This is a genomic window from Polaromonas sp. (assembly GCF_039932935.1).
GTDB lineage: Bacteria > Pseudomonadota > Gammaproteobacteria > Burkholderiales > Burkholderiaceae_C > Polaromonas.
The window spans coordinates 1-15,042 of sequence record NZ_JBDTPB010000053.1 but is presented as its reverse complement, the minus strand read 5'-3'; the positions used below and the strand labels follow the sequence as shown (position 1 = coordinate 15,042).

Annotated in this window: 12 protein-coding genes and 1 pseudogene; 2 read left to right on the top strand and 11 right to left on the bottom strand. The window is 57.3% G+C overall.

Annotation, left to right across the window (positions count from 1 at the left end; translation table 11 throughout):
* Window positions 1-1,204 precede the first annotated feature (1,204 nt).
* The 11 genes from ABI546_RS10140 to ABI546_RS10090 all read right to left on the bottom strand — a co-directional run bounded on the left by ABI546_RS10140 (window position 1,205) and on the right by ABI546_RS10090 (window position 12,504).
* Window positions 1,205-1,522 (bottom strand): hypothetical protein, encoded by a 318-nt coding sequence (locus ABI546_RS10140; protein WP_348046470.1) that lies wholly within the window; start codon window positions 1,520-1,522, stop codon window positions 1,205-1,207.
* A 2-nt stretch (window positions 1,523-1,524) separates the two neighbouring features.
* Window positions 1,525-2,787 carry a dihydrolipoamide acetyltransferase family protein gene (locus tag ABI546_RS10135; RefSeq protein WP_348046469.1) on the bottom strand — a complete coding sequence of 421 codons (1,263 nt, stop codon included), beginning with the start codon at window positions 2,785-2,787 and terminating at the stop codon, window positions 1,525-1,527.
* Window positions 2,788-2,789: 2 nt separating this feature from the next.
* The gene (locus tag ABI546_RS10130; protein ID WP_348046468.1) at window positions 2,790-3,851 is read right to left on the bottom strand and encodes an alpha-ketoacid dehydrogenase subunit beta; all 1,062 of its coding nucleotides are present in this window, start codon (window positions 3,849-3,851) and stop codon (window positions 2,790-2,792) included.
* Between the two features lie 2 nt (window positions 3,852-3,853).
* The gene (locus tag ABI546_RS10125; RefSeq protein WP_348046467.1) at window positions 3,854-5,089 is read right to left on the bottom strand and encodes a 3-methyl-2-oxobutanoate dehydrogenase (2-methylpropanoyl-transferring) subunit alpha; all 1,236 of its coding nucleotides are present in this window, start codon (window positions 5,087-5,089) and stop codon (window positions 3,854-3,856) included.
* 74 nt (window positions 5,090-5,163) lie between these two features.
* Entirely contained in the window at window positions 5,164-6,036 is an 873-nt protein-coding gene (locus ABI546_RS10120) for a DMT family transporter (RefSeq protein ID WP_348046466.1), read from the bottom strand.
* Between the two features lie 21 nt (window positions 6,037-6,057).
* Window positions 6,058-7,593 carry an AMP-binding protein gene (locus ABI546_RS10115; protein WP_348046465.1) on the bottom strand — a complete coding sequence of 512 codons (1,536 nt, stop codon included), beginning with the start codon at window positions 7,591-7,593 and terminating at the stop codon, window positions 6,058-6,060.
* Between the two features lie 117 nt (window positions 7,594-7,710).
* Complete coding sequence (locus ABI546_RS10110) at window positions 7,711-8,826, bottom strand: radical SAM protein (RefSeq protein WP_348046464.1); 1,116 nt, start codon at window positions 8,824-8,826, stop codon at window positions 7,711-7,713.
* A 45-nt stretch (window positions 8,827-8,871) separates the two neighbouring features.
* On the bottom strand, window positions 8,872-10,077 hold the full coding sequence (locus tag ABI546_RS10105) for a cytochrome P450 (RefSeq protein WP_348046463.1): 1,206 nt from the start codon (window positions 10,075-10,077) through the stop codon (window positions 8,872-8,874).
* A gap of 36 nt (window positions 10,078-10,113) precedes the next feature.
* Window positions 10,114-11,184 (bottom strand): ketoacyl-ACP synthase III, encoded by a 1,071-nt coding sequence (locus ABI546_RS10100; RefSeq protein WP_348046501.1) that lies wholly within the window; start codon window positions 11,182-11,184, stop codon window positions 10,114-10,116.
* 2 nt (window positions 11,185-11,186) lie between these two features.
* Window positions 11,187-11,405, bottom strand: coding sequence for a hypothetical protein (locus ABI546_RS10095; RefSeq protein ID WP_348046462.1), 219 nt, complete (start codon window positions 11,403-11,405; stop codon window positions 11,187-11,189).
* A gap of 133 nt (window positions 11,406-11,538) precedes the next feature.
* Window positions 11,539-12,504, bottom strand: a complete 966-nt coding sequence (locus tag ABI546_RS10090; RefSeq protein ID WP_348046461.1) for a LysR substrate-binding domain-containing protein — start codon at window positions 12,502-12,504, stop codon at window positions 11,539-11,541.
* A 794-nt stretch (window positions 12,505-13,298) separates the two neighbouring features.
* On the opposite strand from ABI546_RS10090, the gene ABI546_RS10085 reads away from it, so the two are divergent.
* Both ABI546_RS10085 and ABI546_RS10080 read left to right on the top strand, forming a co-directional pair.
* Window positions 13,299-13,697 carry a helix-turn-helix domain-containing protein gene (locus ABI546_RS10085; protein WP_348046460.1) on the top strand — a complete coding sequence of 133 codons (399 nt, stop codon included), beginning with the start codon at window positions 13,299-13,301 and terminating at the stop codon, window positions 13,695-13,697.
* 396 nt (window positions 13,698-14,093) lie between these two features.
* Window positions 14,094-14,959, top strand: a pseudogene (locus ABI546_RS10080) (IS30 family transposase); the annotation flags it as partial.
* Between the last annotated feature and the right edge of the window lie 83 nt (window positions 14,960-15,042).

Genomic DNA, 15,042 nt, shown 5'->3' with positions numbered 1-15,042 from the left:
CAGTGTCCTCCAGATCAAAAAAATTTCAGAGCCGCGCTTCTTGGTCAACTACGCAGTAGGAAAATCGACAGCGTCAACGACGCGTTGACGCCTGCGAGTAATCGAATGCAGATGCCATCCGCCTATTGCGCATGCATGCAATTGACAGGCTTTAGCATTAACTACTAGTTCTACTATCCGCATTTTGTACAACGCAGGAACGACAGTATCTGCAATATGCAGAATGTGAAGGAGCACCACATCAACACATCGAAAGCTGTGTCGGCTTCCCCAGTGTTCCTAAAAGTTCCCGCCAAACAACGGTCCACTTTTCCTGCTCAAGGCGCGTTCGGTATTGATCTAGATGTCGGAACACTGAGATTGACGCGGCGCCTATCTTTGCAAAATTCGCATTTGCGTGAATATTTACATCACACCACAAAGATACCCTTTAGATGCTGAGCTAGTGCTCAGCGATTACAGTCATCGACCGATCGGAGGATAGAAATGCAATCGAAGATGCCACTGTGGATACAAATACTTTTAGCGATCGCAGGGCTTGTCGTGCCATTGGTGATTGCCTTTTCCCCAAAGGAAAGCAGTGTTCCTAAATTGACACCGGCCACTTCACCAACTGTGTCTGCCGCCCCTATACAGAAGTCTGAGGGTGAGAATGCGAACAACATCGTTCAATCCGGGAGTGGAAGCATCTCCATAAACTCGGGGAGCGGTTCGAAAAACAAATGAAAAGATGTTTTACCTGGGTAGGGTTACTTCTCTTTGGATCTCCGAGTCATATGACTTTGATAGCACGGAGAACAAAATCTGAACACAAATACGGCGCCTACTTCCTTCAATCGCCGCGGGAAGATAACATCTCTCAAATAGCCGCTCGTAGTTATTTCTACGCAGCCAATCATCTGCCTCGGTAGTAAGAGATTCCACCATCTGGCCAGAATAGATTCTCACCCCCTCAGATTCTGTTCGAGTCAATTCATGTTGAAGCGCCCAAGAGTCGAGTGCCTTGCAGCGCGTAGTTTGTGCGACGTAGAACTGCATCAATCGCTTGCGGAATCTACTATTCTCTTGGCAATTCTCGAATGAAAGTGATCGTCACCTAAGTGCAAACTCATGGCAAAGTACGTCAACTCACCCACTCGACATGGTTCGGAATCGTTGCCAGAAATTTTTCTGTTAACCAATGACACCAACTGATCAGCTAGTTCTATGGAGCTGAAAAGGCTATACGGCAACCAGTGCGAGCATTAGGTAGGGCGATACCTAATTGACTCTCAAGCACGACCAATCTCTGACAAGCTATTGTTTGCAAAAAGAAAGACAGTAAAAATTTAGGCGGCCCCGATTTTTTCACGTGCTTGTAAAAATCCCTTATCCCTGCTTTCTCAAAAAAAGCGTGAAAGTAAAGAGTGTCATACATCGTCGAAAAATCATCATGGCGATGCTTGACGTCTTGCGGTGTTGCGGCCACGTAGCCGGCGGGCCCGCCACCGATGACCAAGAGCGTGGCGTTCTGGATTTCCATTTTTACTCTATGAGGAGGATGCTGGGAGACTCGAGTGCCAACCGGACGGCCTGGATGAATCCGGCTGCGTCGACGCCATCGACGACCCTATGGTCGAAGGACGAAGAAAGGTTCATCATCTGGCGGCTCACGACCGCGCCGCCGCGAAAGACCGGTCGTTCGACAATGCGGTTCACGCCGACGATGGCCACTTCCGGATAATTGATCACTGGCGCTGTGACGATGCCGCCGAGAACTCCCAGGCTCGAGATGGTCAGAGTTGATCCGGACAGTTCCTCGCGCAGGCTCTTTCCGCTGCGCGCTCTTTCCGCCATGCCGGCAATTTCGGCCGCGCAGGACCACAGGTCGTGGCTTTCAGCATGCCTGAGCACGGGGACCATCAGGCCCCCGCTGGTCTGTGTTGCGATACCCAGGTGCACTGCCTCATAGCGTTTCACAACGCCGGCATCGTCGTCATAGCGCGCGTTTATCTGCGGGAACTCCCGTAAGGCAATGACGAGCGCCCGCGCCAGCAAAGACAACAGGGTGAGCTTGCCGCGTGTTGCCGAATACCTCGCATTCAGTTCGCCACGCATGGTCTCCAGCTTCGTCACGTCCACTTCCTCGACGTAACCGAAGTGGGGGACGCGCCGCTTGCTTTCCTGCATCTTCTGCGCGATCTTGCGTCTGAGGCCGACGACCTGAATCTGTGTTTCACCCGTGAGCCGTGCGCGGCCCGGCGAAGGGGCACTGACGGCCGCTCCCCGCGCCGCCACATGCAGGTCCAGATCTTCATGCATGACACGGCCCGCCGGACCGCTGCCCTGTACATATTTAAGACCCACACCAAGTTCGTCTGCGCGCCTTCGCACCGACGGCGATGCGAGCGGTTTTCCGGTCGGCTCAGCTCGTGGCTGTGCCTGCGGCTCTGGCTGCGATGGCGGTTGCGGTTGCATTCCTGGCGCCGCCTGCGGAATCCGTGCGACGACCGGCGCCGCCGCATCGCCGGGAACGGCCACGGCCTCGTCGGCCACGTTGCCCTTTGCGTCCACCTCGATGCGTACCAGTTCCGCGCCCACTGCCATCTGTTGGCCGACTTGCCCACCGAGGGTCACGATCCTGCCCATGACGGGGGACGGTATCTCCACCGTCGCCTTATCGGTCATGATGTCGGCAAGTGCCTGGTCCTCGGTGACGAGGTCTCCGGCCTTGACGTGCCACGCGGCCAGTTCGACCTCCGCGGTGCCTTCGCCGATGTCCGGCACCTTGATGATGTGCAGTCCCATTTTCAGCGCCCCATTGCACGTTTCAGCGCCGCGCCCACACGCTCGGGGCCAGGGAAGTATGCCCATTCCTGGGCATGCGGATAAGGCGTGTCCCAACCGGCGACACGTTCAACCGGCGCTTCCAGGTGCCAGAAGCAGTGTTCCTGCACCAGGGCGACCAATTCGGCGCCGAACCCACTGGTGCGGGTGGCCTCATGCACGACGACGCACCGGCCGGTTTTGCGCACCGAGGCGACGATGGCCTCCAGGTCGAGCGGCCAGATGGACCGCAGGTCGATGACCTCGGCGTCCACGCCGCTTTCATGCGCCGCAGCCTTGGCGACCCACACCATGGTTCCGTACGCAAGCACGGTTACCTCCCGGCCCGGTCTCACCACGGCCGCAGATTCGAGCGGAACGGTATAGTAGCCCTCTGGAACTTCACCGCTTGGATGGCTGAACCAGGGCACAACGGGCCGGTCATGGTGGCCGTCGAAGAGCCCGTGGTACAGGCGCTTGGGCTCAAGGAAGATGACCGGGTCGTCGTTCTCGATGGAGGCGATCAGCAGACCTTTCGCGTCGTACGGGTTGCTCGGCATCACCGTGCGCAGCCCGCAGACATGTGTGAACAGGGCTTCCGGGCTCTGGCTGTGGGTTTGCCCGCCGTAGATGCCGCCGCCGCATGGCATGCGGATGGTCATCGGTGCCGAAAAATCGCCAGCCGAACGATGACGCAACCGGGCCGCCTCCGACACGATCTGGTCTGAGGCCGGATAGAAATAGTCAGCGAACTGGATCTCGACGACGGGACGCAACCCATACGCGGCCATGCCGACCGCGGCACCGACGATACCGCCCTCGGAGATCGGCGCGTCGAAGCAGCGCGACGCACCATACTTGGCCTGCAGGCCCTCGGTCACGCGGAAAACACCGCCGAAGTAGCCTACGTCCTGGCCGAAGACAACCACGTTGCCGTCGCGCGCCATCATGACGTCCAACGCCGAGCGCAACGCCTGAATCATTGTCATCGGGGTTGTCTTGCCTACGCCCGGCGCAAGTTCCTGAGTGCGGGTTTTTGTCAGCATTTTCAAACTCCCAGTTCCTGGCGCTGGCGACGCAGATGATCGGGCATGTCCTTGTAGACCTCATCGAATATCGTCGCGGCACTTGGTACTCGCCCGTCCAGCAGCGTGCCGTGACTCTCCGCTCTCTTTTGCGCGGCGGCCACGTCCTGTTCGAGCTCCATCGCCAGGGCGTCGTGCCACGCCTGCGACCACTCGCCCAGGCCGACAAGGTGCGCCTTCAACCGCTCGACCGGATCGCCCAGAGGGAACCGCTGCCAGTCGTCGGCGGGCCTGTACTTTGACGGGTCGTCGGACGTTGAATGCGGCCCTGCCCGGTATGTCACCCATTCGATCAGTGTTGGCCCGAGATTGGCGCGCGCGCGCTGTGCGGCCCACAGCGAAGCCGCATGAACCGCGAGGAAGTCGTTACCGTCCACACGAAGCGAGACAATGCCGCAACCGACACCACGCGCGGCGAAGGTGGTGGCCTCGCCCCCGGCAATGGCCTGGAAGGACGAGATCGCCCACTGGTTGTTGACGATGTTCAGGATCACCGGCGCGCGGTAGACGTGGGCGAACGTCAGCGCGGTGTGGAAGTCGGCCTCGGCCGTTGCGCCGTCGCCGATCCATGCCGAGGCAATATGCGTGTCACCCTTGATGGCCGAGGCCATGGCCCAACCCACCGCCTGGATGAATTGTGTGGCGAGGTTGCCCGAGACGCTGAAGAAGCCCGATGCCCTGCGCGAATACATGACCGGCAGCTGCCGCCCCTTCAGCGGATCGGCCTCGTTGCTCATCAGCTGACAGATCAGCTCTTCCATCGGCACGTCTTCTCGCGACAGCAGCAGGCTTTGCTGGCGGTAGGTCGGAAAGCACATATCGCCTGGTTCGAGAGCCTGTGCATGGGCAGCGCCGATGGCCTCCTCGCCCAGGCTCTGCATGTAGAAGGACATCTTCTTCTGCCGCTGAGCAACCAGCATCCGCGCATCGAACGCGCGCGTCTTCACCATCGCGCGCAGCCCGTGCCGCAGCGAGTCCGCGGAGAGGTGAGGCGCCCACGGCCCGACGGCACGGCCTTGCTCGTCGAGCACACGGATCAGGTCTTGGGCGAGGTCGCCGGTATCAGCCGCAGAACAGTCAAGCGGCGGGCGGCGCACGGAGCCGGCGGGAGATAGCTGAAGGTAGGAAAAGTCGGTCTTGCAACCGGGCCGGGCGCTAGGCTCGGGCACGTGCAAGCGCAGCGGTTGGTGCTGGCTCATTTCTTCTACTCCGCGCGCGATTGTGTCGCTCGCCTGGGTCAGGGAGGAGAGGCCACTTATCTCAATTTTCCGGGCTAATTCTTCAGCCGCGTGACAATGATGCTTCCCAGGATGATCAGCACCAATCCCAGCAAAGCCTGAGGCGGTAACCGCTCGCCAAGTAAAAATGTGCCATAAATGATGGCAAAAAGTGGAGTGAAAAACATACTGAGCGAAGCATTTGTCGCGCCGGCACGTTGAATCAGCAGGTAACTCAGCACAGCGGGCAGAGCGGTGCCAACCGTGGCCAATCCGGCCAGCGCCACGAGACTTCCATTGCTGGGACGCATCAGGAGAGGTTCTTCCAAAAGGAAAATAACCGGCAGCATGACCAGGGTCGCAACGATGAACATAGCGCTGAACAATGCGACGGGATGCAGGTTGCGATGCCGTCGCAAATAAACGGTCCCAAGCGCATAGCTGAGTGGAGCAATCAGTGTGACCAACTCACCTTTGACGTTATGGCCTATGCCGTTAATCAGAATGTCTGGCCCGATGGCTATAGCGACACCAACCATGCCAATCAATATTCCTACGATTTTAATTGCGGTAATTTTTTCATCTTCAATCATGAAATTGGCAAATACGATTGTAAAAAGCGGCATGGAAGCATAGAGAATCCCCCCAAGCCCGCTGGCAATTGTCTGCTGCCCGTAGGAAATGGCTGTGAACGGGATCGCGACCAACAACAACCCCGCCAACAGGGCTGGTCTAATTGCCTGAAAAATATGCTGCTTGGTGGCTCCCAGTAGCGGCAAGATAGCTAAAAGCAGCGGCAAGGCCAATAAGGTGCGCAAAAACGCAAGGGTAAAGGGTCCGATTTCTACAACAATGACTTTATTGAAGGTAAGTGACGTTGCGAAGCTGGCCGACGTGACCATCAACAAAATCCAATTTCGACCCAGCATGTTGTTTGTACTTTCTTGATTTCAGACTGCGTGAACGAACTTCTGATGTCCCTCCCAATGGGGGGATCGAAGTGCTACCCTGTCGATTTTCCCAACAGCAGTGCGTGTAAGTTGATCGTATTGCATGTTGATCGCAACAGGCTTTCTATACGAACCCAGTTCCTCTACGCACAGGTGAATCAGATCTTCTTCTTTCACTGTCGAGCCTTTTCGGATCTGGCAAACAGCCTTGGGTCTTTCTCCCCATTTGGAATCGGGGACTCCGAACACGGCAACTTCGAGAATATCGGGATGAGAGAGCAAAACAGTTTCAATTTCTGCTGGGAAAATATTGAACCCACCCGAAATAATCATCTGGCTTTTGCGATCAACCAATGTGAGCATGCCATGCTCGTTCATAAGACCGATATCGCCTGTTAGGACAAACTCTTGGGAGATGCGCTGGCGACTATTGGTGCCGGCTGCACCATAAAAGCCACTCATCATGGCTCCGCAAGCCAAAGCAACTTCCCCAACCTCATTTCGCCCGAGGCGGCGCTCCGAATGCTCTAGATCGCGTATTTCGATGACTGCATAGGGCAGGGGCCAGCCAACGGAGGACAAAGCGGCGTCTTCGGGCTTTGCGTTCTCGATATCGCTTGGCTTGAGGATCGAAACAGGAAGCGCCTCCGTTTGCCCGTAGAGTTGATGAACAATGGGCCCAAAAATCTCACACGCCGCCAACAGTGTTCTTGGTGTGACTGGGGCCGAGGCAACTTGAATGCATTTTGCGCTGCGCGTGACGTGGCCAAGCTCGCGTGCCCGCTCGACAAGGGCAGCTAGCATCGTTGGAACGAGGAATGTCATGGCATTGCGCCGTTGCAATAGGGCTGCGAGGGTCAAATCGACGTCAAAATCGGGCATCAAAACATTGATGCCGCCGCGCAGCCAGACTGGCAGGAAGCAATAGCCTGAACCATGCGATACGGGACATGCATGCAGGAACGGGTCTGCGACTTCCACACGCGGCAATTCGCTGAACCAATCCTTGGCTGCATCAATCCATTGCCGGTTGGAATAGGCAACCGGCATCGGATAGCCTGTCGTGCCACCGGTGTGGCGTATGGCGTGCAAATCATCCCAGCCTCCATGAGCGATCTGCGCGAGTGGCTGTTCCTGCCCTAGCTCGAGACCCAGTGGAACAACCAAAATACCGCTTGATGCGCACGCATCGTGGAAACTTGGCAGCGCAATAAAGGTGTCATCCAAAAGCACGGCTTTGCAGCCAGTCCCTTTGAGCATATGCAAATGGCCTTTCAAGCTGTCGCGCGCATATAGTGGAACACGTACTGCACTCAAGATCGCCAGCGACAAAATTGCATCAACCGCCGGAATCGTATTGGCGCACAGTACACCGACACGGTCGCCTGCATCGATGCCGTTTCGGCGCAGTGTCGCCGCAAGGCACAGTCCACGATGCCACATCTGAGCGTAGCTAAAAGCCGTATCGCCACACTCAATGGCAATCTTGTCTGCATACCGCCTAGCGGCTTGTTCCAGAAGTTGGGCCACAATCATGCTACACCTGCGCTCTTGAATGAATTGGACGATTCCCAACGCACGACGGCCGCTCCCCAGGCCATCCCTGCTCCTGCGGTCGGTAACAGCAACCGACCTTGACACTTGGCAAGCGGCTTATCCTGCCGACTGGACGTGCTGTACATTCCGGCGTGCCCGCCTTTCATGGATGACGGGAATGGTGCTCCGTGCGGCTTCTCTGGGGATCATCCCAGAAAAGACATGGAACATATAGGAGCTTGTGAGCCAATCCTCGAACTCCTCAACGCTGCCTAAATGCTTCTCGCCATTGATCATGATCCAGGTTAGTCGGGCCAAAACGTTATAGCAGGCCGAGCAGTCATGATCTTCGCCGACAGGGCAACGCCTGGTCGTTTTCAGGTCGGGTAGATAGACACGCATGTGATCGGAATGGGCATTGCCATTGCGGATACGCTCTGCATTTTTGGGATTATCGGCGCTGACGACAGGGCAGACTGCGTGACCCCAGCTTTGATCGTAAAGACGATTTGTGGTTGCTACATTGGCAAGATGTGCAGTTGTCAGAATCCATTCTGGGTATGCAGCTGTCGCAACCTCGATTTCGCGAACAACCTCGGCAAATCCTGAGCGATGATCGAATTTATGGCCGAGATTTCCATGGTCCTCATAGAATGAAAACATGATGTAGTTCTTGTTTGCAACGATTTCTTTTACAACCGGCATAATTTCGTGCGCATTTCCTGGTGTTGTCGTGTAATACCAGACAACGCGCGGATCGTTTCGGTAGTTTTCAAGCGATTTAGCGAAAACATCTTGCTTGCCACCACCGCGCAGTTTCGTATCGGTCTCATGCCCTCCCCAAAGAGAAATCGCGATGTTCATGGCTTCAAAACCATCACCGCGTGGGATGGGTATGGCACCGTTTGTATAAGGCAGGATATTAAAATTCTGATGCAATTTACGCAGGCGGCCGAGTTGAAGGGCCGGCTCTCCACCTACGACTGTCATGTAATTGGTGCCGCGCGCCTTTTCCATGGCCACAAAAGCATCAAAATCCGCTTCCTTACTCGGCGCCTTATGTCGATCCATGTCTTCCGCAAAGAAATAACAGCCGGTGCAGCGCAGGTTGCATTTATGCGTTAAATCAACCACCGCCGGCCTGATGGGCGGGGAATCGGCCAATGCCGTAGCCAGTTTTTTCAAAAAGGGATCGCTGATATACGATTGAACGCGTTCTTGCTTCATCAACATGGAACACTCTCCTTGATCTGAAAGATAAAAAACTTCGGCGTGGTTCTAATTTCGTGCCACGAGGTGAACTGGCAACTTGTCAGGCCCGCGGAAAGCAACAGAATCGATCCAGCTCACGCTGCCCGCTGCTTCGACATGCGAGATATCGGCAAGGAACGAGTTGATAGCGATTGGCAATTCCAATCGCGCAAGCCGTAAGCCGATGCAGGTATGTGGACCATGTCCGAACACGATGTGCGAGTTTCGCTCCCGGTGAATATCAAGCTTGTCGGGATTATCAAAACGGCGTGGATCGCGGTTGGCGGCGTTGAGCATGGGGAAGATGCGGTCGCCAGCCTTAATCGTCCGATCATGCAAGAGCGTGTCATTGATGGCAACACGCACCATCGATTGCACTGGCCCGTCATAACGTAGCAATTCTTCGCAGGCGGGCTGGGCAATGCTGGGATCTTTCTGCAAATCTCGCAGTTGGTCCGGATGTTTCAGAAGCGCATGCAAGGCATTGCCGAGCATATGAGTGGTTGTGATATGTCCGGCATAGAGCAGCATCACGCAGGTCGCCACCACCTCATCGCGCGTCATGCGATCGCCATCCTCTTCGGCAAAGATCAGGCGGCTGAGCAAATCATTTCCCCCACTTTTGCGGACGCGCTGTTCGTAATGACGCATAAAATACTCAGTGATACTCTCGAGAGCATCACTTGAGCGTGGATATTTGTCGGGTACATGCTTGGCTGCACCAACGAAGAGATTGATCTCGTGCACCCAGTGGCGCAGCATTGCGATATCCTCATCTGGCAAATTAAAGAGTTTTGCCATAACGCCGATCGGAATCTGATGGGCGAAATCGGCCATGAAGTCGATTTGATCGCGTTCTTTGGCGGCTTTGCTCAACCGTTTTGAAAGATCGTGGATGATCGGCTCGGCGGTATCGATGAAATCGCTGGAGAGGGCCTTGGCCATGAGACGGCGCAAATGAACATGCATCGGCGCATCATTGAACGTGGCCCAAAGCGCAATCCGCTGCATACCCTTACTGTCGCTGTGATCGACAGCCTGAAGGAAAGCGTCCAATCGTTCAACGGACCAGTTCAGAGACTCCCGAACATCCCAATAGCGCGTCAGAACCCATCCGCCAAGCCGCTCCGACCAATGGGCAGGATCACTCTCACGCAGCCGGGAAAACATCGGGAAAGGGTTATCAATAACATCGGGTGCGGTAGGGTCAAAATGCTCATACTGTGTCGTCATATTCGTTCCTAAAGTAAGTTCGCTTGTCGCCCATGGTCAGCCCTCCCGGCCCGGTTGAACCGGATTGTCATCACCTGCCCATCTATAGCTCAGAGCACCCCAGGCCATGCCGGCGCCAACCGCTGGCATCACGATCCACTCCCCGTTGCGGAAGCGACCGGCCCGCTTGGCCCTGTCCAGCGCAACCGGAATGGACGCTCCGCTGATGTTGCCCATCTCCTCGTAGGTCAGCACCACTCTCTCCATTGCGATGCCCAGACGATCGGCCCACTCTCGGATGATGGTCGTGGACGCCTGGTGCGGGACAAACCAAGCCACGTCGGCCTGGATCAGCCCAGTCTTGTGAATCACGTCGGCCGTGCAATGGCTCATGCGCTCCAGCGCCCATAGCTTGATGTTGTGGAAGTCGAGCTTCCAATACTGCTCGCCGGCGGCATGGCGCGCTGGCGTCAACGCCGACTTGCTGCCGCCGCTGGGAATCAACACATAGTCGCCCAACTGTCCATCGGACCCGGTGGAGAATTCGCGGACACCCATCGCGGCATCGTCATGCCAGGTCAACACCACGGCACCTGCCGCATCGCCGAAGACAGTTTTGGGCAGATATTGCTGCGGCCCGGACAGCCGTGACAGCACATCGGCAGCAACCACCAGCACAGTCTTGAGCCCCTGCTGACGCATTAGGCTTGTCGCGATCCACATGCCATCCACGAAGCCACTGCAGGCCGCATCGATCTGCAGAAATTTCGCCCGTGCCGCCAGCCCAGCCTGCAACCGGGCCGCCGTTGAAGGCACTGGGTGATCGCTGGTGAATGTGGACACCACGATCAGGTCCAGGTCCGCAGCGGTCATGTCTGCGTCGGCAAGCGCCCGCCTCGAAGCGGCCAGCGCGAGGTCCGAGGTGGCCTCGTTGTCGTCCGCCCAGTAGCGGATCGAACCACCGTGGTGCCGGCGGGCCCAGTCATGCAGCGACTGGCCCTTGCCGCAGCGGTCGTAGCCCGTGCCTACCTGTGCTTCGATCTCGTCGTTCGTCACCGGCCGCCCCGGAAGGTAGGAGCCACACCCGGCAATCACGATACCGCCTGTCATTGGCCGCTGGCCGCGCATGGTCACTTAACAGCGATGATCGGGATCACCCGCTTGGTGGCGGATGCAGGCATGACCGGCGTGTCGCTATGCAGCGCCGCGCGTCCTTCATCACGCAGCGCCTGCTGGAGGGCGTGAATCTGAGGCGTCGCCGGAATCGCCCGCAACTGGGTGTGGAGCTCGATGGCCAGGGAATCACCCTGAAGATAGTCCTCAGCCCGAGGATCGCTGATGTTCATCATAGTGCCCGCCCTTTTGCCTGTTGGTATGCGCCGGACCTGACTTTTGTGCGCTGATTCGCACGATGGCTGGCCTGGCGAAATCAGTATGCGGGTGATGAGTTCATTCGATCAAACGATATTTTTTCATTCGCAATCATTCGGTTTTGTCATGGTCCCATGCGGACTCCTGCGCGGATTCACGGATCAACCAGTCCAGGAATTCAGAAACATGTGCCTGCCCGCCGGCTGCCGCCACGTGCCAGGAACCGGCCAGCATCCGAGCACCGCGAAGCGGCGCGCGCAGCGACCCGTCGCGCAGACAGGCGGACACCAGTGGCAGCCGTCCCAGCGCCACGCCATGGCCGTCGAGCACGGCCTTGAGCACATGCTCATAGCTGGAGAAGCTCCATGTTCCCACCGGCTTCTGCGGCGCGAGTCGCAGCTGCTCACGCCAGCGCGTCCAGTCATTGGCGCGGTGGCTGCTTGCACGCGAGGTGAACTGGATCTGCACATGCCGTGCAAGATCGCTCGGCTGCTGCAGGGGCCGGTGCGCATCCTGCAGCAGCGACGGCGCGCAGACCGGCAGCAGTTCGTCGTCCAACAGCTTGGTCCAGCCGTCCGCCGGCTCGCCGGCCTTGAAGTAGCGGATCGCGACGTCGGCGCCACTGGGCACCGCAGGCGCGGCCTCGCCGATGGCCTCGATGCGCACGTCATAGCCGGGGCAGCTCACCATGAAGCGCGACAGGCGCGGCACCAGCCAGCAGGAGGCGAAGGAGCCGCATGAGGCGATCCTCAGCTCGATGCGCGATTTGTTTTCATTGAGCCGCATGACCGCGCTGTCGATCAGCTTGCTCGCGCTGGTGACGGCGGAATAGAGTGCATGCCCCGCAGCCGTCAGTTCCAGCGTTTTTCGGGTCCGATGAAAAAGCAATGTGCCAAGTTGGATTTCCAGTGTCTGGATCTGACGACTGACCGCCGATTGCGTGAGGCAGAGGTCCTTGGCCGCTATGGTGAAGCTGAGGTTCTGCGCGACCGCAGCAAAGCCGCGCAATAAGCCGAACGAAAGCCGCGGCTGCCTGATGAGCAGCATCTCATGGACCTTGCTGTTGGACGGGCGCATATGCCGGAAATTCCTCCCTGCAAATGCAGCCCGCACCGTGCGGGTGACTTGCTATTTTGATTGGACGATAAGGATAAGATCGGCCAAATGCAAGTGTTACTACTACCACCTTCAAGATAAAGCCATGTAAGACGGCGCCTCCACGAGAGGGCAAGCATCACTTCGATAAGCGGTTTTATCTACTTTTTCGGGCATTCGCATGCCACCCACGAAAACGACCCACGGCAAATTACCAACAAAGCAGTAGCAGTACGCCGAGAGTATCCATTTCTGCAACCGTGCCATGCAGCGAGCGAAACTGGGGAAGAAGCAACACGCATACGCCGAACGCTATGGGGCCGATGAGAAGATGACACGATTGCTCAAGACCTCAACTCACAATCCAAAAAAGCCAAGCCAGCCCCCAATGACAGGCCGATAAACAGTGCAACATATTTGGAAACCGACTGCATCGGGCAAGCTATTCACGACAACACCAGAATGGGTGTTGGAGCTGATTGAGAAACCGTTTGCCCTTACGGTTCAGGACCAAGTCATGACGGGCGGTGTCGATCTCTTGGCCAGATTAATGGTGAATATAGGTCCTTTTGGGCGACGTTGACTGTTCACGGAGCCCAGGGAAACATCCTCCTGCTCGATGGCATCCCGGGATGCCTTGATCGATGCCAGCACCCGGTCAACCATCACGCCTGCCTGGCCCAGCGGCGGTACGTCTCGCTGGCGTACTGGGCGGATTCAACCGGTCGTCGCACACCTTAATCTAGGAGGTGTTTATGGGACGACCCGCAGGGTGGATGAAGAAGTTGACGGGGCGAGAAGCGATGCGCTCGCCGGGTGTGCCGTCGCACCGGCGTGAGATCGAGCAGCGATTTTGGGAACAAATCGCGACAGGAATCACGAGCGAGAAGGCCGCGGAGGAGGCCGTTGGCGTGTCGCAGGCCGCTGGTTCGCGCTGGTTCCGGCATCGTGGCGGCATGCCATTGTTTATGTCGAAACCTGTGTCCGCAAGATATTTGTCGTTCGCGGAGCGAGAAGAAATTGGGTTGTTGCGAGCCCAAGACGTTGGTGTACGGGAGATCGCGCGCCGCATTGGGCGAAGCCCTTCTACGATCTCACGAGAGCTGACACGCAATGCTGCAACTCGTGGAGGCAAGCTGGAGTATCGGGCATCTGTTGCGCAGTGGAAGGCATAGCTGGTTGCCAGAAGGCCCAAGCCGGCGAAACTGGTGACTAACCCGCGAATGCACCGCTACGTCCAAGACCGTTGGAAGGAAAGGTCCATGATGCTGGTGGCCGTGCGGTTGCCGGTCCCCGGCAGGCACCGTTCCAAGGTCGCAACAAACCTCATCGAGGTGACCGAAAATGGGTCAATGGCTGGTCGCCCGAAACAGATTGCCAACCGACTGCGTATCGACTTCCCGGATGACAAATCCATGCGTATCTCTCACGAAGCCATCTATCAGGCCCTCTACATTCAGGGTCGGGGTGCTCTCAAGCGCGAGCTGGTGCACTGCCTGCGCACCGGGCGGGCATTGCGCGTGCCTCGAGGCAGGGTACAGGCCAAGGCATGGGCGCACGTCAGCGAGGATGTGATGATCTCCAGTCGCCCTGCAGAGGCGCAAGATCGCGCTGTTCCCGGACATTGGGAAGGTGATTTTGATCATTGGCTTGAACCGCTCTGCGATCGGCACGCTGGTCGAGCGATCAAGCCGGTTCACAATGCTCGTGCACCTGCCTCGCGAGAGCGACTATGGACTGATTCCCCGAACGAAGAAAGGCCCCGCACTGGGAGGCTATGGGGCCGTGACCATGGCCGATGCGCTTAAAAGGACTGTATCGACCCTACCGGCCCAGCTGAAGCAATCGTTGACTTGGGACCGAGGCAAGGAGCTATCCGACCATGCCCGATTCACCATTGAGTCCGGGGTGAAAGTCTTCTTCGCTGATCCCCGCAGCCCATGGCAGCGCGGCACGAACGAAAACACGAATGGCCTTCTACGGCAATACTTCCCCAAGGGTACTGACCTGTCCCGATGGGGCGCCCAGGAGATCCACGCCGTCGCCAATGCGCTGAACGCCAGGCCTCGAAAAACACTCGGCTGGATGACACCAGCCGAAGCCTTGAATGAATATCTAAAATCCAGTCAACAAACCAGTGTTGCGACGACCGGTTGAATCCGCCCACTATCGCTGGCCCGGTTGGCTGTCGAGGATTGGTGACGCGAACTTGATCCGCTCGATGTCGCGCAAGAGGTGTTCGCCTGACAACGCTGCATGCGAAGGCTTCTTCGGCCGGCTGAAAACGGAGCTGTTCTACCCTCGGGACTGGAAGACCACAATCATTGAGCAGTTCATTGAGGTAGTTGATTCCTACATTCGCTGGTACAACGAGAAGCGGATCAAGATCTCTCTTAGCTCCATCGAATACCGAGAGAGTCTTGGACTTACGGCATAAACCAGTCCAAGTTAATGTCCGCACCCCCATGGAGTGAACCCCTCGAGCTGGACCACGGGGTGCATCAGAACTAAGCCGCCTCC